Source organism: Kiloniella antarctica (assembly GCF_042682825.1).
GTDB lineage: Bacteria > Pseudomonadota > Alphaproteobacteria > Kiloniellales > Kiloniellaceae > Kiloniella > Kiloniella antarctica.
This window is the reverse complement of record NZ_JBHUII010000001.1, coordinates 1,158,624-1,179,110: the sequence shown is the minus strand read 5'-3', so window position 1 is coordinate 1,179,110 and position 20,487 is coordinate 1,158,624. Positions and strand designations below refer to the sequence as shown.

General features: G+C 45.4%; 17 protein-coding genes. 8 read left to right on the top strand and 9 right to left on the bottom strand.

Translation table 11 applies throughout. The features are described 5' to 3' along the window. Positions 1 to 16: 16 nt before the first annotated feature. From ACFSKO_RS05595 to astB, 3 genes are read left to right on the top strand one after another with little or no spacing between them, the layout of a single operon-like run. Complete coding sequence (locus ACFSKO_RS05595; protein ID WP_380249260.1) at positions 17 to 1,060, top strand: arginine N-succinyltransferase; 1,044 nt, start codon at positions 17 to 19, stop codon at positions 1,058 to 1,060. Next, complete coding sequence (gene astD / locus ACFSKO_RS05590; RefSeq protein ID WP_380249258.1) at positions 1,057 to 2,568, top strand: succinylglutamate-semialdehyde dehydrogenase; 1,512 nt, start codon at positions 1,057 to 1,059, stop codon at positions 2,566 to 2,568. The genes ACFSKO_RS05595 and astD overlap by 4 nt, the downstream gene beginning before the upstream one ends. 4 nt (positions 2,569 to 2,572) lie before the next feature. Next, positions 2,573 to 3,922 (top strand): N-succinylarginine dihydrolase, encoded by a 1,350-nt coding sequence (astB, locus tag ACFSKO_RS05585; RefSeq protein WP_380249256.1) that lies wholly within the window; start codon positions 2,573 to 2,575, stop codon positions 3,920 to 3,922. Positions 3,923 to 3,990: 68 nt separating this feature from the next. On the opposite strand, the gene ACFSKO_RS05580 is transcribed toward astB, so the two are convergent. Continuing rightward, positions 3,991 to 5,292 (bottom strand): class I SAM-dependent methyltransferase, encoded by a 1,302-nt coding sequence (locus tag ACFSKO_RS05580; RefSeq protein WP_380249254.1) that lies wholly within the window; start codon positions 5,290 to 5,292, stop codon positions 3,991 to 3,993. Positions 5,293 to 5,636: 344 nt separating this feature from the next. On the opposite strand from ACFSKO_RS05580, the gene ACFSKO_RS05575 reads away from it, so the two are divergent. The 3 genes from ACFSKO_RS05575 (at position 5,637) to folD (ending at position 7,695) form a co-directional block, all read left to right on the top strand. Continuing rightward, the gene (locus ACFSKO_RS05575) at positions 5,637 to 5,936 is read left to right on the top strand and encodes a YggT family protein (RefSeq protein ID WP_380249252.1); all 300 of its coding nucleotides are present in this window, start codon (positions 5,637 to 5,639) and stop codon (positions 5,934 to 5,936) included. 48 nt (positions 5,937 to 5,984) lie between these two features. After that, entirely contained in the window at positions 5,985 to 6,620 is a 636-nt protein-coding gene (gene pncA, locus ACFSKO_RS05570) for a bifunctional nicotinamidase/pyrazinamidase (RefSeq protein ID WP_380249250.1), read from the top strand. A 175-nt stretch (positions 6,621 to 6,795) separates the two neighbouring features. Then, entirely contained in the window at positions 6,796 to 7,695 is a 900-nt protein-coding gene (gene folD / locus ACFSKO_RS05565) for a bifunctional methylenetetrahydrofolate dehydrogenase/methenyltetrahydrofolate cyclohydrolase FolD (RefSeq protein WP_380249248.1), read from the top strand. Between the two features lie 136 nt (positions 7,696 to 7,831). Here folD and ACFSKO_RS05560 read toward each other — a convergent pair whose 3' ends face one another. From ACFSKO_RS05560 to ACFSKO_RS05540, 5 genes are all read right to left on the bottom strand, one after another. Next, entirely contained in the window at positions 7,832 to 8,122 is a 291-nt protein-coding gene (locus tag ACFSKO_RS05560) for a DUF3253 domain-containing protein (RefSeq protein WP_380249246.1), read from the bottom strand. Positions 8,123 to 8,308: 186 nt separating this feature from the next. After that, entirely contained in the window at positions 8,309 to 9,511 is a 1,203-nt protein-coding gene (locus ACFSKO_RS05555) for an argininosuccinate synthase (RefSeq protein ID WP_380249244.1), read from the bottom strand. Positions 9,512 to 9,683: 172 nt separating this feature from the next. Beyond that, entirely contained in the window at positions 9,684 to 10,307 is a 624-nt protein-coding gene (locus ACFSKO_RS05550; protein WP_380249242.1) for a DJ-1/PfpI family protein, read from the bottom strand. Between the two features lie 46 nt (positions 10,308 to 10,353). Beyond that, entirely contained in the window at positions 10,354 to 12,480 is a 2,127-nt protein-coding gene (locus ACFSKO_RS05545) for an FAD-binding oxidoreductase (protein ID WP_380249240.1), read from the bottom strand. 104 nt (positions 12,481 to 12,584) lie between these two features. After that, entirely contained in the window at positions 12,585 to 13,199 is a 615-nt protein-coding gene (locus tag ACFSKO_RS05540; protein WP_380249238.1) for a glutathione S-transferase family protein, read from the bottom strand. Positions 13,200 to 13,353: 154 nt separating this feature from the next. On the opposite strand from ACFSKO_RS05540, the gene ACFSKO_RS05535 reads away from it, so the two are divergent. Further along, positions 13,354 to 14,256, top strand: coding sequence for a LysR family transcriptional regulator (locus ACFSKO_RS05535; protein ID WP_380249236.1), 903 nt, complete (start codon positions 13,354 to 13,356; stop codon positions 14,254 to 14,256). Here the strand turns inward: ACFSKO_RS05535 and ACFSKO_RS05530 are convergent. Further along, the gene (locus ACFSKO_RS05530) at positions 14,253 to 15,623 is read right to left on the bottom strand and encodes a DUF3179 domain-containing protein (RefSeq protein WP_380249234.1); all 1,371 of its coding nucleotides are present in this window, start codon (positions 15,621 to 15,623) and stop codon (positions 14,253 to 14,255) included. The genes ACFSKO_RS05535 and ACFSKO_RS05530 overlap by 4 nt on opposite strands. 131 nt (positions 15,624 to 15,754) lie before the next feature. Next, positions 15,755 to 17,131: an MFS transporter gene (locus ACFSKO_RS05525; protein ID WP_380249232.1), complete on the bottom strand. Its 1,377-nt coding sequence runs from the start codon at positions 17,129 to 17,131 to the stop codon at positions 15,755 to 15,757. A gap of 328 nt (positions 17,132 to 17,459) precedes the next feature. Between ACFSKO_RS05525 and ACFSKO_RS05520 the strand changes: the two genes are divergently transcribed. Continuing rightward, positions 17,460 to 19,646: a methyl-accepting chemotaxis protein gene (locus ACFSKO_RS05520; protein ID WP_380249230.1), complete on the top strand. Its 2,187-nt coding sequence runs from the start codon at positions 17,460 to 17,462 to the stop codon at positions 19,644 to 19,646. A gap of 103 nt (positions 19,647 to 19,749) precedes the next feature. On the opposite strand, the gene ACFSKO_RS05515 is transcribed toward ACFSKO_RS05520, so the two are convergent. Next, a complete protein-coding gene (locus ACFSKO_RS05515; protein ID WP_380249228.1) occupies positions 19,750 to 20,373 on the bottom strand; it encodes a LysE/ArgO family amino acid transporter in 624 nt (207 codons plus the stop codon). Positions 20,374 to 20,487: the final 114 nt, after the last annotated feature.

Below are 20,487 nucleotides of genomic sequence, written 5' to 3'. Positions count from 1 at the left end.
TTAGGGAACACTCCCGATGTTAATTATTAGACCAGCACGACAAAGCGATTTAGGTGACCTCATGGACCTATCCCATGCCGTCGGAACCGGTATGACGTCTATGCCTGCCAACGAAGGAGCCTGGCTCGAAAAGCTCACCCGCTCAGAAGCCAGTTTCAAAACTCCTGCTCAAGGTCCTCAGGGTGAAATTTACTTTATGGTTCTTGAAGACACCAAATCACAAAAGGCTGTAGGAACAACGGCTCTATATGCTGGTGTTGGATTAAAATCTCCTTTTTACTCTTACAAAATATCAACGCTTGTAAGTGCCTCTTCAGAGCTCGAAACCACTCGTAAATTGAGCGTTATGCTTTTGGTCAATGACTATACCGGAGCAACGGAAATAGGGTCGCTTTATCTTTCAAAACAATACCGTCAACCAGGCATAGGCCAGTTCCTTTCCCGATGTCGCTATTTAACTCTTGCTGACTTTCCTGATCGTTTTGGGGACATGGTAATGGCCGAGATGCGAGGATGGCAGGATAAAGATGGTGGATCACCTTTTTGGACACATCTCGGTGAGAAGTTCTTTGGTATCGCTTTTGAAAGTGCTGACAAGATTTCTTCGGTCAAAGGGACTCAAATCATATCCGATCTGATGCCAAAGTATCCGATTTATATCGACCTCTTACCAGAAGAAGCCCAAGAGGTTATTGGCAAGCCACACGAATCCTCTTCTCCAGCTCTGCGCTTATTGGAAAAAGAAGGCTTCAGTTTTAATGGCTACGTCGATGTTTTTGATGGCGGCCCTTCTGTTGAGGTTCCCACCCGGAATATTAAAACTTTGCAAGCCAGTCAGGTTACAAAGCTTGGCGACGCTGAAGAACAAGATCCGGCCGAAGATCAATCCAACCTCTACATGATCAGTAACGCCAATATCGCGACCTATCGCATGTGCCTTCAACCTGCAAAAATTGACTTGGATGGTACAATAAAACTTACACAAGAAACCATAGAAGCACTGCGCCTAACTTCAGGCGATCAAGTACGTTATGTAAAATTCCGGGAGAAAAGACCATGAACCAACAACAAAAACTATACATCAACGGTGAATGGCGTGTTGGACAAGGGGGGGAACTGAGCTCTCTTAATCCAGCAAGTAACGAAATTATCTGGAAAGCCACATCAGCGACAGAAAGTGATGTAGACGATGCGATCTCTTCAGCACGCGCTGCACTTCGCGGTTGGGCTCTGGCACCTATCGAAAGCCGGATCGAAGTCATCACCCGCTACCGTGACCTCCTCAAGGAGCGTCAGGAAGATATCGCTGTTGCCATTGCTATGGAAACCGGAAAACCGTTGTGGGAAACCCGCACAGAAGCTGCTGCCATGGTTGGTAAGGTCGCCCTTTCTCTTGATGCCTTTGAAAAGCGTACTGGTGACAGTGAAAACAAGATGGGCGAAGGTCTAAAGGCAACCCTGCGTCACAAACCCCACGGTGTAGTTGCCGTTTTTGGCCCCTATAACTTTCCTGGGCACTTGCCAAATGGCCATATCGTTCCTTCTCTTATTGCCGGAAACACCCTTGTCTTCAAACCAAGTGACCAAACCCCAATGGTGGCTGAGGTTATGGTGCAGACTTGGCACGATGCAGGCCTTCCCGCAGGCGTTCTCAATCTGGTTCAAGGCGCTAAAGAAACCGGTATTGCCCTTGCCGGTCATGATGGGATTGACGGCCTGTTCTTCACAGGAAGTTCTGCCACGGGCGAGCTGTTACATCGCCAGTACGCAGGACAGACAGGTAAAATTCTTGCCTTGGAAATGGGCGGAAACAATCCTCTTGTTGTCATGGATGCGGCCGATCATGAGGCTGCCGCCTACCACACCATCCAGTCTGCTTACATAACTTCTGGACAGCGCTGCACCTGTTCGCGTCGTCTTATTGTACCTATTGGGGCAGAAGGTGATAAGTTCATCGAAACCCTCACGCTGCAGATCAACGGTATCAAGGTTGGTCAGGATGACCCCGAAAATCCACCGTTTATGGGATCTCTTATATCCAATGCTGCTGCTGATGGTATTCTTGCCGCTCAAGACAATTTGGAACGTCTTGGCGGGAAGATTATTCATAAGGCTGAACGCCTTTTCGCAGACAAACCTTTCCTCAAGCCCGGTCTGATCGACGTTACTGACATTACCGATCTCCCCGATGAAGAATACTTCGGTCCTCTTCTCCAGATTATTCGCGTTGCAGATTATGACGAAGCCATCCGGGTTGCCAACAATACACGGTTTGGCCTGTCTGCTGGTATTCTCACTGATTCAAAAGATCTTTGGGAGAAGTTCTGGATTGAAAGCCGTGCGGGTATTGTTAACTGGAACCGCCCTCTCACCGGGGCCAGCGGATCTGCACCATTCGGTGGCGTGGGTGCCAGCGGAAACCATCGTCCGAGTGCTTTTTACGCCGCCGATTATGCTGCTTATCCTGTTGCCTCCCTCGAAGCCGAAACTCTGGATATTCCGAGCCAACTAACACCCGGCATTTCTCTGGGCATCTCTCTGGATGTTTCTCGGCAGAAAAAAGGATAGAGCCATGACCTATTACGAGGTCAATTTCGACGGTCTTGTTGGCCCTACCCACAATTTTGCGGGTCTGTCTTACGGAAATATCGCTTCTGATAAATCTGCCAAAGGTACATCAAGCCCAAAAGGGGCCGCCCTTCAGGGCCTGGAGAAAATGAAAGCCCTGTCAGATATGGGTATGAAACAGGGTGTTCTTCCTCCTCAAGAACGCCCCCATATGCCCACCTTGCGCGGCCTGGGTTATAGTGGGAGCGACAAAGACATTCTTGCAAAAGCTGCCAAGGCTGATCCTGCCCTATTTGCAGGTGCTTGCTCGGCCTCTTGCATGTGGGTTGCCAATGCCGCGACGGTATCTCCCCGGCTAGATACGCACGATGGCAGAACACACTTTACCCCAGCCAACTTGATCTCCATGTTCCACCGCTCTATCGAACACCCCATAACAGGGCGAACTTTGCAGACCATTTTTGCCGATGAAAAGCGCTTCGCCCACCATCCGGCGTTACATAGTAGCCCTCATTTCGGGGACGAAGGAGCGGCGAACCATACCCGGTTCTGCACCAATTATGGCGAACCCGGTGTTGAATTTTTTGTTTACGGCGTTGAGGCCTTGCGTAAAGGTGCTCCAGGTCCACAAAAATTCCCAGCCCGTCAAACCCTCGAAGCATGCCAAGCTGTTGCCCGCCGACACGGTTTGTCTGAAGACCGGACGGTTTACGCCCAACAAAACCCGGATGTCATTGATCAGGGCGTATTCCACAACGACGTTATCTCTGTTGGTAATGGCCGGGCACTTTTTCATCACGAAAAAGCCTTCCTCAACACTGAAGCCCTAAAAGAGGAATTGAACAGTAAACTACCCGACGGCGACATGATTTTTGTCGAAGTTCCCGATAACAAGGTCTCTGTAGAAGATGCGGTACAGAGCTATCTTTTCAACAGCCAGTTGATCGCGCCTGCGGGTAGCGGAAGCAACGCAATGACCCTTATTGCCCCAATAGAGTGTCAGGAGAATACCCGGGTTAAAAATTACCTGGATGACCTTGTCGCCCAAAATAGTGCCATAAATGATGTTAAATATTTCAATCTGCGCCAATCGATGAAAAACGGCGGTGGCCCAGCTTGTCTCAGGCTCAGGGTCGTTCTTAATGAAACGGATCTCAACCATTTAGGTGCCCGCGTCATTCTTGATGATAGTCTCTACACCGATTTGAGAGACTGGGTATCGCGGCATTACCGGGATGAACTAAGCCCGGATGACATTAACGATCCTGCCTTGCTTTATGAAGTTCGTGCGGCTTTGGACGAGCTGACCACCATTCTAAAACTCGGAAATCTTTATGAGTTCCAGCGGGCTTAAGTCAGGCTCCCGTCCTGATTTAAGCTTTTTATCCCGGGCAGTTCTTCTGCTCGGGATCTTTTTTATCATCAGGTATCATAAAGGTCCGAACGTGTTGGCGGCATGCCCGACAGCCCCTTTGTTCGCTTTGACGCAACCGTCTGAAAAATATTCAAGGTGCCGCGGGTAAAAGCCAAAGAAACCCCCGTAAGATAAAGTACCCAAAGCCGGTAACGTTCGGCCCCTGCTTCCGCAATAGCAGCATCTGAATTTTCCATCAAACGTCGCGCCCACAGCTCTGTGGTTCTTGCATAATGCTCCCGCCAGGCTTCAATATCATGAACTTCAAATCCATGAGCCTCAAGATTGCGCGCTGTCATCCCGATATGATCGACTTCCGCACCCGGAAAAATATATTTCAGCATTGAATTATATTCGGGGCGTTTACGGTTAAATTTGGCATCACTGCTCTTGCCACGTCGGGTAATGGCGTGGTGGAGATAAAGTCCTCTGGGTTTTAACAATCGATTTACCGTCAGATAATATTCACGGTGATTTTCAATCCCGACATGCTCAAACATGCCAATCGACGACACCTTGTCAAAAGCTCCCTCCAACAGGCGGAAATCTTTTAATTCCACCGAAACTTTATCTTCCAGTCCCCGCTCTTTAATTCGTTCTTGCGCCAAGCTAAGTTGCTCTTCCGAAAGCGTCACCCCCAATGCCGTAACACCGTAATGTTCTGCCGCATAACAAATAAGCGCGCCCCAACCACACCCAATATCCAGCAGACGATCCCCCGGTTTCAAGCGCAGCTTACGACAAATCATATCCAGCTTATCGGTTTGCGCCCTCGCCAGATCATTCGACCAGTCAGTAAAATATCCGCATGTGTAAACCATTTCCGGATCAAGAAAGAGCTCGTAAAAACGGTTTGAAACATCATAGTGATAGGCAATGTCTTCTTGAGCGCTACCCCGTCCCGATGTTGCGCCTTCGCCCTTGAGGTTCAAGTTTTGATTTTTGCTTCGGGCAAACATCAGAGGTAAAAATGTCTTGAGAAGAAGCGGCTTATTCAGGCTTTTGATCAGAGCTTTTGTCTTCCCCTTTGGGCGCTGCTCAGCAAGGTCAAAAAGCGTTCCGCCACGAATATCCAACCCGCCGGATAGATACAAATCAATCACGGTTTTCAACTTGGGACGGCGGAGAAGTTTTGTCAGAACGGACTGATCAGTCATAGCGAGACGAAGGCTATTTTCGCCATCCTTGGAAGCAGGAACCGTTGATCCATCCCAGAGTTGGAAGGCGAACGTCAATCCCAACTTTTCGTGTAAATGAGCCAACGCGCGCGTAACAGCTTCAAGTGTACGGTCTTGTCCCATCACAGACATCAATGATCCCTTGTAAAATAATCTGACGATAACACCACACTAAGCTCAAGCTTATCCAAGCAAAGGTTGTACGGCAATACCATTGCTCGCGTATCCTAAAGTTATGCCTGAAGACGTCCTTGACTTGTTTAAGACAGTAGGTCCGACCTTGTTTTCTTAATTTTTGGCCCCATTTCTTGCAGATCGAATTGGGTCGCAGGTTTAATTAAAGATTATAAATGTCATGATTATCGCGATATGACGGGTCTCTTGCTTGTAACCTCCAGCCCACACCTGTAGTCTATGCTCAAGTTTTACCAACAAATTCAACCACTCAACGATCAACAAATAGAGATAAACAAACTATGGACATCATTCTCGGCCCTTTGATTCAAGTTATATCGATCGCCCTAGACCTCTTCAAATGGGCTCTGATCATCTCTGCGATCATGAGCTGGCTGGTTGCCTTTAATGTTATCAATACAAGCAATCAGTTTGTAAATTCATTGGGCACATTCCTCTATCGCATCACAGAGCCTGCTTTGCGTCCGATCAGACGTTATGTGCCTTCTATAGGCGGAATGGATTTGTCTTTTATCGTCCTGCTTCTGATCATCATATTCCTACAGTTGATGCTTCATAATCTTTATGTGCAATTCGTTTAGATAAAACCTATCGTCAACAACAATTTCCAATAAGAAGGTATCGTTACAATGTCTCATTCTCTCGAATTGACCAGTACCGATATTCTTCTTGTTGTCGACGTCCAAAACGATTTTTGTGATGGCGGAACCTTGGCTGTTCCCAATGGAGATCAGGTTGTCCCTGTTATCAATGGCCTCATTGATTGCTTTCATCACTCCATTGCTACTCAGGATTGGCACCCAGCTGATCATCAATCATTTGCCTCATCTCATGAAAATCAGGAACCTTTCTCAACAACAGAGCTTTCCTACGGATCACAAATTCTTTGGCCAGATCATTGTATCCAGGGAGAGACGGGCTCAGGTTTTCACAAAGACCTCGACCAAGATTCTCTTGAGCTGATTATCCGTAAAGGTTTCAGAAAAGAGATCGATTCTTACTCCGCCTTTTTTGAGAACGATAAATCAACAAAAACCGGCCTTGCTGGCTATCTTCAAAATCGTGGCATCAAGCGTATTTTTCTTTGTGGTCTAGCGACTGATTTTTGTGTTTATTACTCTGCAATTGATGCCATAAAACAAGGTTTTGAAACCTTTGTTATCGCCGATGCCTGCCGCGCAATCGATATGGATGATTCTCTGGCAAGAGCCATGACACATATGCGGGAAGTTGGGGTTGAGATCATCAGTTCCGACGAACTTTAACCTAATTACCCGATCACTCGATCCGTAATTCAAAACAGATTGCCAAGCTCGCTTGAGATAAGTCATTGCATCGCTCGCGCTAAAGCCATAAGTAAGTCGAAAATTGGTGCGCTCCCTCTTTTATGGGACAAGACACCGGGATCGACGAACCGGGATTAACTAAGGAGATCTAGTGATGTCAACTGCGACGATTATCGACGGCAAGAAATTTGCTGCTGGCCTACGTGGCCGCATTGGGGAAGAAGTCACCCGCATTAAGGCCGAGCACAACTTGACCCCAGGTCTTGCGGTTGTTCTCGTCGGTGAAGATCCTGCAAGTCAGGTATACGTTCGCAGTAAAGGCAAGCAGACTCTCGAAGCCGGTATGAACTCTTACGAGCACAAGATGTCTCCTGAGACTACTCAAGAAGAGCTGCTTGCAAAGGTTGAAGAGCTTAACAACGATCCTGCAGTTCACGGTATCTTGGTTCAGCTACCTGTTCCTGCCCATATCGACGATCATGCAATTATCAATGCCATTGATCCAAACAAAGATGTCGACGGTTTTCACGTGATCAATTCAGGCCGTTTGGCTACAGGCGGCAAGGGTACCAGCGCGCCAATGGTGCCTTGCACACCTCTGGGTTCCATCATGCTATTGAAAGATCATCTTGGCGATCTCTCCGGCAAAACAGCCGTCGTTGTTGGCCGCTCCAACATCGTTGGTAAACCTATGGCCCAACTTCTTCTGCAAGAAAGCTGTACTGTTACCATCGCACACAGCCGTACCAAAGATCTCCCCGACGTTGTTCGTCAAGCTGATATCGTTGTTGCTGCAGTTGGTCGTGCCGAAATGGTCAAAGGTGACTGGATCAAACCTGGAGCCACAGTAATCGATGTTGGCATCAACCGTATTGAAGTTGATGGTAAGAACAAGCTGGTTGGCGATGTCGCAACAGCAGAAGCAATGGTAACCGCAGGAGCAATTACCCCTGTTCCAGGCGGCGTAGGCCCGATGACGATTGCTTGCCTATTGGCAAACACGCTAACTGCAGCCTGTCGTCAACACCACATCAAAGAACCCAAATTGCTCTGATATCCAACATATTATATGAATAAAAAAAGCCCTGAATTAAAAAATTCAGGGCTTTTTTGTATCTTCGGTATGAATGTTACTACTCTTTCTTATCAAGCCTAATTTTAAAGGCTGATTAAGGTCCTAAGAGATGTAATTAGTCCTTAGCGATAACGAGCTTAAACAGCCCTTTAATCGGCGCTTTAGGATCAGCAACTTCACCCTTGCGAATAATGTTGATTCTACCAGTACGCGCAAGATGCAAAGCTTGCTGGCGAATTGCTGGTAAATATTTACGCCAAGTATCAGGGCGTTCGTCTTTTTTGGCACGCGGCTTGTAGTAGGCACGTGCAAGGTTATCCGGGCTCACAGGTGCTTCTGCACCATGAAGTTCTCCAAGAATAAAGATGGCCACGGGGTCATCTGTTTTTTTCTTTTCTTCGCTCATGACGGTCTCTTTCATCAATAATTGAGCCTTCACTAACGTGAAACAGCCTTTTGAGCAAATACAATCGTTATTTCGGGTTGCGTGGCTGTCCTGTGAAAAAGGAATAAGGTTTCTTTTTCTCGTAAATATTCCAAATAAAAAAAGCCCCGCAAAAGCAGGGCCTTTTCTTAAACAAGGCAGAACAAATTATTTTTGTTTGTTCAAAAGCTTTAGTCGTAAAGCGTTCAGCTTGATAAAGCCTGCCGCGTCACGTTGATCATAAACCGTATCTTCTTCGAAAGTTACGTGCTCAAGACTATAAAGCGATTTCACAGACTGGCGCCCGTTTACAATCACATTACCTTTATAGAGAGAAAGACGAACCGTGCCTTCGACATGCTCTTGAGATTTATCGATCATCGCCTGAAGCATTTCACGCTCTGGGCTGAACCAGAAACCATTGTAGATAAGTTCTGCATATTTTGGCATCAGCTCATCTTTAAGGTGCATCGCGCCACGGTCCAATGTTATGGATTCGATAGCACGGTGCGCTGAGAGCAATATCGTACCACCCGGGGTTTCATAAATCCCACGTGACTTCATACCCACAAAACGGCCTTCAACAAGATCGAGACGACCAATACCGTTGGCACCACCAAGCTCATTAAGCTTGGTCAGAATTTCAGCAGGCGACATCGTTACGCCATTGATACCAACCGCGTCACCCCGTTTAAACTCAATCGTAATTTCTGTCGCTTCATCAGGCGCATCCATTGGGGAGACAGTGCGAGAATAAACATGCTCGCCCGCTGCAATCCATGGATCTTCCATTTCCTTGCCTTCTGATGATGTATGCAGAAGGTTGGCATCAACAGAAAACGGTGCTTCACCACGCTTGTCTTTGGCGATCGGAATTTGGTGCTTTTCAGCAAACTCGATAAGACTGGTACGGGACATCAAATCCCACTCACGCCATGGCGCAATTACCTTGATTTCCGGATTAAGAGCATAGCAGCTAAGCTCAAAACGAACCTGATCATTACCTTTTCCTGTTGCACCGTGGGCAACAGCATCAGCACCAACTTCTTCCGCGATCTCAATCAAACGTTTTGAAATTAGGGGGCGCGCAATTGACGTTCCAAGAAGATAAACACCTTCATAAACCGCGTTCGCACGGAACATCGGGAAAACATAATCACGAACAAATTCTTCGCGCACATCTTCAATGTAAATATCCTTAACACCGCAAGCTTCAGCTTTCTTGCGTGCTGGCTCCAGTTCTTCGCCTTGGCCGAGGTCAGCCGTAAAGGTGACAACCTCACAGTTATAAGTTTCCTGGAGCCATTTCAGGATTACTGAAGTATCAAGTCCGCCCGAGTAGGCCAGAACGACTTTTTTGATATCGCCCATAAGAGTTCACGCCCCTGTAAATAGTGGCTATGCCGCGAAGGCGGCATAATTGCCGTTTTTAGGTAAATCTGCGGGGAGTATAGGTAAATCTTGGTTTAGAGCAAGTATTGTCATCACCGATTACATGGAAAACCTTACAAAACACACCTAACTCAATTAGTCTTATTCAACCTTAAGACACCTGTGGCTGATTGGACCACTGATTAGAAGGTTCGGGCAAACGCATTAACTGACGGATATGTTGTGTGTTTTTCTCTGATGTCAGATTTGAAAGTAACTGTAGAGCAACCTCTACGCCTGTACCTGGTCCCGTTGAGCTGATCAGCCCCTTGTCCACAACAACAGCCATATCAACGAACTCTGCCCCAAAAGCTTCCAATTGATCTTTTCGCTTACCACCGGCTTGGTGATAAACTGTTGCCCGGCGATTTTTTAGAACGCCAGCGTGTCCTAGAGCAAGAGAAGCAACACAAACTGAGGCAATAGGTTTATTCTCGCTTTCAAAAAATTTAATAACATCTGAAAACTCGACAGAGTAGGCATCTTCGTAAAAACCAGCCCCATCAAAGCCTCCTGGGATTGCCAAAGCATCAAACTCAGTAAGATCGACTTCCTCCAAGACTTTATCGGGAATTGCAGAAAACCCGAATGTACATTTCAACGGAGATCGCAAGCCAACTGAAACAAGTTCAATTTTCTCTTCACCATCAATATCAGCCCATCCAAATACATCCGTAAAAGCAGCAGCCTCAAGCAATTCAAAACCATCGGCAAGCAGAAGTAATATTCGTTTCATTGTGGCCTCTTATATCTTTACCCAGTTTAGGAATCGCCTTTGCGCTTTACAGATCCAGGATCAATTCAGCTTGTTCATCAGTTTTAACAGGAACCGCTGAACAAAGCAGAACCTCACCATCAGTCAAACCAACAGAATGACCTCTGGGATAAATCACTGAGCCAGATTTAACTTTTGAAGTGCAGGCCCCACAATTCCCTGACCGACAAGAAAAATCAGGAGATAAACCAACTTCTTCCGCAAGTTGTAACAGGCTTCCTTTTTCAGAATTCCACTCTGCTTCAAGATTTGATTTAGCAAACCGAACAACAACTGGCTCATTCGGTAATTCCGTTGAATCAACTGTTTCTAGGTTTCTAATAGAAACACTTGCAGTAAAATCAGCCTCAGAAACTTGGCTTTTAAGAACCATCGCAGGTCCAAAACTCTCGTAACGGATCCGATCGTCTCTAACACCAAGCGCGACCAATGCTTCATAGAGAGAAGACATAAATGTAGAAGGGCCACACAAATAGAAGTCATAGTCATCAAGAGACAGCAAATTTTGTAATAATTTCAAATCAATACGCCCCTTACGATTAAAGTCTCTCCCCAGAATATCTCCGGATTGTGGTAGGGAATAACTGTTGTGTTCTTTCAGGCAATCAAACCAAGTGCCAAGCGCATTTAAATATTTTTCAAAGGCGTGCTCTGATCCATTTCGCGTACCATGAATGAAATGAATTTCCCGTTTACTTTGTTTGCCTTTAGCTTCTTCAAGTAAGCTTTCAAGCATCGCTATCATAGGCGTGACACCCACACCTCCAGACAGGAAAACGACAGGACGATTACTGTCCTTATCCAGGTGAAAGTCTCCTCGAGGCGCCTGCGCTTCAACAACATCACCCGGCTTAATTCGGTCATGAAAGTATTTTGATACTAAACCAGTTTCTTCGCGTTTAATCGACAAACGATAAAACCGCCCATTAAAAGCATTAGAGACCGTATAAGTTCGCCGTACCTCACGCTTACTCCCGTCAGATTCAGGAATTATCATCTTAATTGGGAGATGCTGTCCGGGCTCATAGTCAATCAGAGCTTTTTTATCTTCAGGGACGAGATAAAACGACGTTATTGTTTCACTTTCTTTCTCGATTTTCGCAACGACGTAACGTCGCCACGCATCGCGATCTCGAGTAATGGCAAGAACTTCATCCGCATCTTCCCAGCTCCCAGTCAAATCGAGGAAGGATGAATAGCTTTCAAATTTCCACCTCATCGGCAAGCTTTTCTCGACACGTACAGCTTCATCGATTGTTACTTGGACCATACGTTGAGCATCTGTAAAGGCCCTGACTTCTGGACCATCCCAGATAATTTCGGCAGTACCTGTAATATAAAGTAAATCGCCTGAGGTGAAGTCTGGGACCAAGATTCCTACCTTCGGATAAAGCTCTATATTTCCGATAGTATTAAAGTGATTATTGCCAGGAAAATCAGGAAAAAGTAAGGTTTTGTTATCAATAACTTTAAGAAATCCGGGCTTCCCTCCGCGATGCGACGCATCGACCCCATGTCGACGATCACTCTCATCTTCAAAATATGCAGATGCGATAAAGAAAGTATCAGCTTGAGAAATAATTGCCCGGCTGCCTGTATCTAAATCGCCGGATCGAAAGACCGATCTCTCGATCACATCAGAAGTTCGCGTTTCCTTCAACGAGGGTGTACGTGCTTGAATAAATTGAGGGCAGTTACCAAAGCTTTGGTCCACCTTAATGGCAAAACCACCAGATTCAGTTCCTCCAATGACCTTGCCTGTTAATCGATTTCTGCGCCGAGCATGAAATTCAATACCAAGGAATCCTAACGGATTGCCTGTTTTAAGGTTTTCTCTCAACGGATCTCCAAACAATGGAGCATTATCAATAACCATCGAATATCTATCAGGCGATCGAATGAATCCTGCTGGGCCAACTACCATCGATGCCCAAGGACGCCCTTGTTCATCGAGTGATCCCACTACAATTTGAGGGAGTTGTGAGTAAAATTCACGATGTTGGTCAGGAAGAAAATTTCGAACAAATTTCGGAGCATAACTGTGAACATTCTCAAGTACGCCTAGACGCCGCTGAACAGTTAACTCACCTTCGTGAAATGGTGTCGTTTTCGGGTCGAAGAAAGAATCACTCATCACAATACTCCTACTATCTGACATTGCCAGACCATGGCTTTAATCGGAGAACAATTTTGACTATTTATGCCTTTATGTTCCCCGACCTCATCATAGCGCTCTGCTTATGTCGCTTGGTTTAGGGGCGTTTTTTGCATACCGACAAAACCAGACAGGGTTTCGATCCGACTGATCCAGGCTTGAATGTTCGGATAACTCTCTAGTGAAACACCGCCCTCTGGGGCATGGGCGATATAAGTGTAAGCCGCAATATCAGCGATCGTGATTTTGGTACCGGTTAGATAAGCTTGATTTTCGAGTGTATTGTTTACAGTTCCAAACAAACCATTTGCACGAGCTTTGGCTCCCTCATGGTCAAGATCCGCACCAAACACCGTCACCAGACGCGCCGTAGCGGGACCAAAAGCAACTGCTCCTGCAGCAATTGAAAGCCAGGCTTGAACAGCGGCTTCTTCTGTTGCATTTGCTGGATTCCAAGTTTCTTTGCCATAAGTCCGAGCCAAATAAACCAAAATCGCATTTGAATCCCACAGTACTGTTCCATTGTCATCAAGCACAGGAACCTGACCAAAAGGATGCATTTTTAAAAACTCGGCATCTTTGTGCGCACCAGTCATAAGATCAACGTCAACTAACTGATAATCAAGGTTGAGGAGTGACAAGAAAAGTTCCACACGATGTGAGTGGCCAGAAAGAGCGTGACGATAGAGTTTGATCATTATTCTAATCCTTAATAGCAGCTGTTGAGAAAGTTTATAAAACTTAACAAGAACGGTGGGAGTTTTCATTCCGTCTGTAAGTAAACTAATTCACTAGCCATTCATTTACTATCCATAGATAATGAACATGATTATAAACAAAATAGATATAATTATGGATACAATCGATTCTATGCGTGCCTTCATCAATGTCGTTGAGCAAGGCGGATTTACAGCCGCCTCTAAACGATTGGGCATTTCAACTATGCTTACGAGTAAGTACGTAAAGCAGCTTGAAGAAAAGATCGACGCACGATTGCTCAATCGCACGACCCGACGGGTAAGTGTTACCGAACTGGGCCAAGCATATTACGACAGATGCCTTTCCATTATTGAGCAAGTCGACGAACTACAAGATCTCGTGAGCGAACAAACAGGTACAATCAAAGGACATTTGCGCGTCACGGCCCCTCGTGTTCTCGGAGAGGAAATTGTCGTGGATTGCGCCAATGATTTCATGAAGCTACATCCCAAAATTACCATGGACCTCCGCCTTGAAGAACGTACGGTAGATATTGTTCAAGAAGGAATAGATGTCGCCGTCAGGTTGGGGGCTCTAAATGATAGCAGCCTAATTGCCAGGCACATCGCCAAATACAAATATCTGTTGTGTGCTTCACCCTCCTATCTCAAAAAACGTGGAACCCCCACGCATCCAACACAATTAATCAATCACGATTGTATCGTGGGCTCAACGATCAGCCCAACCAACCAATGGGAATTTATTATAGAAGGCAAAAAAACGGTCCTGACAATCAAACCAAGGGCCCGGGTCAACGCTGCACAACCCATCCGTAAAATGGTATTGGAAGACCATGGAATAGGCATGTGTTTGATTTCAACTGTGCAGGACGACCTTGAACAGGGAAAGTTGGTGCGTGTATTAGAAGAATTCGAAGCTTATGATCGTAACGCTTATGTCATATATCCGCATAGGCGTCACCTTGCTCCTCGGGTAAAGGCTTTTGTCGATCATATTGCTCTTCACTTCAGACGATCTGACAAAGTCGAACACTAATGCGGAAACTCTCCAGCTTGGTTATAATTGTTCCAGGCAAACCAATAGGAAATATGACCGGACAATCTCGCCAATTTCACCCCTGAACTTGATATCAATTCATTTTCAGTAAGCTGCCAAGTATCATTTTCACTTATTAGAACAACATCGCGATTCCCTGCTGAAAAAACTTCCCCGTTTCCTTCATACGCTCGAACCGTTCTGGTTTCTTCGTCTCCAACAAGAATGATGGAAAGACCATCTATCTTATCATTTACGACTTTTGATTTCCCAAAGTCAGATAACGGCCAAGCCTTTTCTTTTCCACTGACCCTAAGAACAAAAACGTACGACTTTGCGGCATGATCATCTTCATTGACAGAAACAGGAAACATTAGTTCTGGTGAAGAAAAATATTTCCTGTAAGCAACACCTGATCCATAATCCCTCTGAAATCCAGTCTCAATCGAAAGAACTTTTGTATTGGGATTATGTTTTTTCCATTGCTGCCACGTTGTTATGGTCACTGGACGGGTTTTTAACTCAAGCTTGCTTCCCGCTAAATAGCCCACTACTGGACGTCCTGTGAATTGATTCCAAAGCGAGTGAGTCTGTTTGTCGTACATCAGCTTATTTGAACGGTAAAGAAACCCCGATGATCCAAAAACAATAGGCTCTTTCCCACCGCCTATATCAGTCTCATAAAGGATTCCAGATCCGCAAAGTGTACAATATGCCAATGCAACGGAAACACCACCGATCACATCATTAAACATTTCATGCCAGTTCATAATTCGAAGGGGATAAGCACGGGTATCACCGTTTATGGACACCCCGAACACTAAATCATCATCCCTCAGGTATTCTGCACCCTCTGTGCTTGTAAGCGCCGGATTATCAAGTGACGGAATACCATCCTTATTAACACCTCCCCATGCAATCTCTTCCAAACGAATAGAATGACGAACGCCTGGGTAGAGAAAAACAGAGAAGTTTGGATCAATGAGGGTTACAACCTTAGCCTTAACAAAATCAAAGCCCTCAAACGGTTTGATTTGTGGATTGTTCTCTTGCCAAAGCATCCAGTCACCCCAACTCTGATCAGGATGCCCTGTCAACTTAACAAGTGTCGCCCGCAGTTGAGAGTCTTGAGGATTAAATCTTAACGCCTGAATAAGGACAGCAACGACATCTGTTTTCCCCCTTTGCTCGAAGGCCATGAGACTCTCGCTACGATCTTCGCGACTACCCACCAGTATCTTCAAACTCTGTTCGACAATAAAGGGGGGATGGCGAACATTTTGTGCCAGAAGATGAAGTGGCATCACACAGAAGAACATAGACACGATCAGGGCATAAGCCCTTCTCGTAACAATCAAGATCAACATATTCTCACGACCTCCGAACTATATTCAGCGTAGGTCGCTTTCTTTAAAGCGTAAAAACACAGAACGTCACGCTTCTGTGACAGTTTGTGACGAACGAATCAGAACCGCTTCATTCTCTTCAAGTCAGAGAACTAATTACGATTGGGCCATATTTCATGATGACTATCGATAACAAAGGGATGCGCATGTCGATGTGGCGCATGATAGTGCGGATGGCGATGTGGTTCAGGTCCTTCCCAACCCTCATGATCATGGGAATGGTGTTCATCATGAGTGTGAAGATGCAGATGCGATACTTCAGGATGTAAATGCGTTAGCACCTCATTATCGTTTGCTGGCCATACCCAAAACGCAATCAAGAGACCAATTAAAACGCCCCCCGACGCAACCAAAAAAGTCTCATTCAATCCAAGATAAATCCCCAACCAACCAGCAACAGGATAGGTAATGAGCCAACAAGCATGTGACAAAGCAAAGTGAGCGGCAAAAATTGTGGGTAAATCTTCTTTATGCGCAGACTTCTTAAGCAATAACCCCCCGGGAGTCTGGATCAGGCACATTCCTGCTCCAATTACTCCCCAAATGATCAGTGCATAGCCATACCCGAGGTTCAAAGATGCAACAAATAAAGTAGGGAGTAACAAAACGGCACCACTTAGCATAATTTTTCTAGGCTTGAATATCGCCAATATCTTTCTAAGGCCAAGCGCAGCAACCATAGATCCAAGACCCGCCGCCGCAAGAAAAATTGCAACGTCTTCGTCATCACCAGAAAGGTTTTCACGTACATAAACCACAGTATTGACGATCACCATGACTCCCGCAGATGAAACCGCAAAACTGAGCGCCAACAGGCCTCGCAATCGAGGTGTCGCCAAATAAATTTTAGTCCCCCTAGAAACACGACGAAAAAAACTTGTTTCTTCTTCTGTTCGCTTTACTGCAGGCAACACGACAGTAACGACAAGAAATGCTGAGGCTAAAAATCCAAGAGTTGTTCCTAAAAAGAGCCAATGAAACGAGATAACAGTCAGTAATAACCCTGCAAATAACGGACTCAAAAGTGCTTCCAGATCGTAGGCTAAACGAGAGAGAGAGAGAGCCTTCGTAAAATCAGCTTCATCGGGTAATAGATCTGGAATTGTTGCTTGAAAAGTCGGAGTAAAAGCTGCTGAGAACGATTGAAATAAGAACACCAGTACATAAATTTGCCAAACCTCAGATACAAAGGGCAAAAATAAAATCATCACGGCTCGACAAACATCCAAAGATACCAAAAATGTCTTACGTGGAATCCGATCAGCAAAAGCACCAACAATGGGGGCAATACCTACATAAGCAATCATTTTCAAAGCCAAGGCTGTGCCCAACACCGCACCTGCATTTGCACCAGCAAGGTCATAAGCAAGCAACCCCAAAGCAACTGTCGTCAATCCACTTCCCATCAACGAAAGGATCTGTGCTGAAAACAAATGTCTATAAGCTCGGTTCGCAAGGATGCTAAACATAAAGTAATCGATATTCTGTCACAGTTTTGAAGATTGGATACTCTTACGCTATCCCCCTAGGGGGGATTGATCAAGATTGGAATCTAATTTTCCACTCTTATAATTTTTATTTTTATTTTTGGTCAAAATTTATTTCCTTCTTATCCCATTGTTTTTTATATATTTTTAATGAAAATGAAGAATTGAGATAAAATAAATTCATCTTCATGACAAAATCTTTACTTTTTCACTTCTAAGCTGCCTTCAAAATAATATTCGATACAAATGACCCTTCAAAATAATGAACCCAATAAAGTCCCAAAAGGTCATAGGCTAAGGAGAAGTACAAATGGACGCCGAAAGTGTGGTCAAAGTCCTGAACGATAAAGATGACGGCAATATACTTATTGAAGATACAGATACGGAAAATAATGCAAAAGAGAATCAGGCTCCCGAAATAAAATTTGGTATCGGTAAACGATTGATTCTCGCGTTTGGTATTGTCGCTTCAATGACCATACTTGTCAGTGGTATAAGTTGGTACAACCTCACAAAGTTGAACAAGACCCAAATAGCGCTTACAGAAGAATCTGTACCAGCAATCACTGCTGCTCTTAAATTGTCAGAAGAGATCTCCAGACTGGCCGCAACAGCCCCTCTCCTAAAATCTGCCTCTAGCACGCCCCAAAGGGATCAACGTTTTCTCGATCTCCAAAGCTCTATACTCTCCGCACAAGGATACTTGAGTGCTCTCAATGATTTGAATGTGAGCCCGGAAACGGTTACAAGTATTCAGGGCAGTCTTGGTGCAATTCAGCCAAAGATTGAAGAGCTACGTGATCTTGGCAATGAAAGTCAAATTTACGCCCTTCGTCGGCAGGAAATTGGAAGCCAACTCTCAACTTACCGTGATTTGGTTGCCAAAGAAATTGCTCCACACCTGATAAAAGTTCGCCTCGGTGTCATCGACGGTGAAGGCGAGATACTACAACTCTTCCAGTTACAACAAGGTCTTCTAGACTTTAAAGGTTCAACGAACTTGCTTTTAGGCCTTTTGGCAGAAGGCGGTCAGACAAATACCCTCCAGGGGATCGAAACAATTGAGCAGCTTTTCCTCACCTCCCTAGGGTCGATGGCTTCACCTCTTTCAAAACTTACTCAAACTCAGGAAGTACCTCAGCTGACAGAGCTGTTTCAAAACCTCCTAAAGCTTGGCAGTAAAGGTGACCTACAGGACAATATATTTAAACTCCGCAAAGCCGAGCTTACCGCTTTGAATAAAAGCGATGAGATCATGGAAACAACCCGGCAGCTGGCAGAGGCTCTCTCTGGCCAGATCAGTGATCTCGTCACCAATACCGAAACTGACATCGCCGCTACAGCAGAAGAAAATAAAGCCTCTTCTCAACAAACAGAACTGATCATGATTGCCATAGCCGCAGCTTCATTGATTATCTCGATTCTAATTGGTTGGTTATACGTAGTCAGATCACTTCTAAGGCGTTTGATGGGTTTGGTTTCCTCTATGGAGCAAATTGCCAATGGCGATTTGACAATCAGTATTCTTAGAAACGGCAACGATGAGATCAGCAAGATGGGATACGCTCTCGCAGCTTTACGTAACGTCTCACGTGAAGCTCAAGATTTGAAGGAAGAACAAGAGTTAAGCCAAACCCGCATGGAAGAAGAAAAACGACTTAATTCTCAAAAATTAGCGAATGATTTTGATGCTTCTGTTGGCTCATCGATTGCTATTCTTTCAAGCAACGTAACCGCCATGCGAAACCAAGCAAAAGAAATGCAGGGTCTTGCAGAAGAATCACAAAAAGAGGCTCAAGAAATCAGCGGTGCAAGTGATTCAATGTCGAATGATATCTCGACTGTTGCTTCAGCCACAGAAGAGCTTTCTGCTTCAATCTCAGCTATCTCAAGTCTTGTGAGTAAAAGTACCGAATGTTCCGGCGATGCGGTCAACCGTGCGACAACCATGAACGGCAACATTACTCGTTTGAACGAGGGTTCTCAAGAAATCGAAAATGTTATCAGTATGATTAGCGGCATCGCAGAACAAACCAATCTGTTAGCTCTTAACGCCACGATCGAAGCCGCTCGTGCAGGCGAAGCCGGTAAAGGCTTTGCCGTCGTTGCCTCTGAAGTTAAAAACCTCTCCAACCAAACGACTTCTGCGACAGAAGATATTCGTACACTTATCGGCAATATACAAAGCGAAATCAGCAGTGCAGTTGATGCTGCAGAACAGATCGATAGGGTGATTAAAGAAATTAGTGATATTGCCGGGGGAATCTCTACTGCCGTCGAAGAGCAAGGCGGCGCGACCAGAGAAATCAGCCGAACCGTCAACCAATCCGCAACAAACTGTTCTGTCATTGCGGAACGGGTGCAGGGCGTATCTGCTGCCTTGAGTAAGACCAATCAATCTATGGGCCAAGTCATCAATGGCGTACAGAAGATTGATGAGGAAAGTACATTGCTAACGGAGAATGTTGAACAATTCCTCAATTCTGTACGGGCTTAGCCTGAAAATCCTACTCTTTAGTATATTGAGCACAGCCCCAAAGTATTAAACTCAGATGGGCTTTAAACTTTGGGGCTGTGCTTTTTTATTGGTAAAAACTCGCCTAAGATATCGCTTGTGCCACCAATGAAATCGCAATTGTCCACATAATTAAGCCAACCAAACAGTCAAGAACACGCCAAGCGATTGGACGATTGAATAAAGGGGCTAACCACTTTGCGCCAAGACTCAAAGAAAAAAACCATAGGAATGAAGATAACACGGCTCCCAAACCAAACCAAAGGCGGGTTTCTTCAGGATAACGACCCCCGATGGATCCAAGCAAAACAACCGTATCCAAGTAAACATGTGGATTGAGTAAACTTACGCCAAGAGTTGTCACAATCGCCTTTTTGAGTGTTTGCTCTGCTGCGCCATCCTTAGGGGTCAGTACTCCAGGATTCAAAGCCGCCCGAAAGGCGTTCAGGCCGTACCAAAACAAGAATAGCGCGCCGCCCCAAGTTGCGAGGACCAGCAACATAGGATTTGACGTTATCAACACTCCCATTCCCGCGACCCCAAGGACAATCAGAATTGCATCCACCAGACTACAGGTAAAAGCAATGACATACTGATTATTGCGACGTAATCCCTGGGTCAAAACAAAAGCGTTCTGTGCACCGATAGCCATAATTAGGCTCGCCCCAATCCCCATTCCCTTTAAAAAAGGGGCTACTACTCCCAACATCTCTACCTCCTAAAACTCACTAAGTCTCTTTTCCATATTTGGAAACTCGGAATTGCATTTTAAGAAACGAACCGCCAGAAGTATTGCTAATATATTTTATGTAACATTAAATTT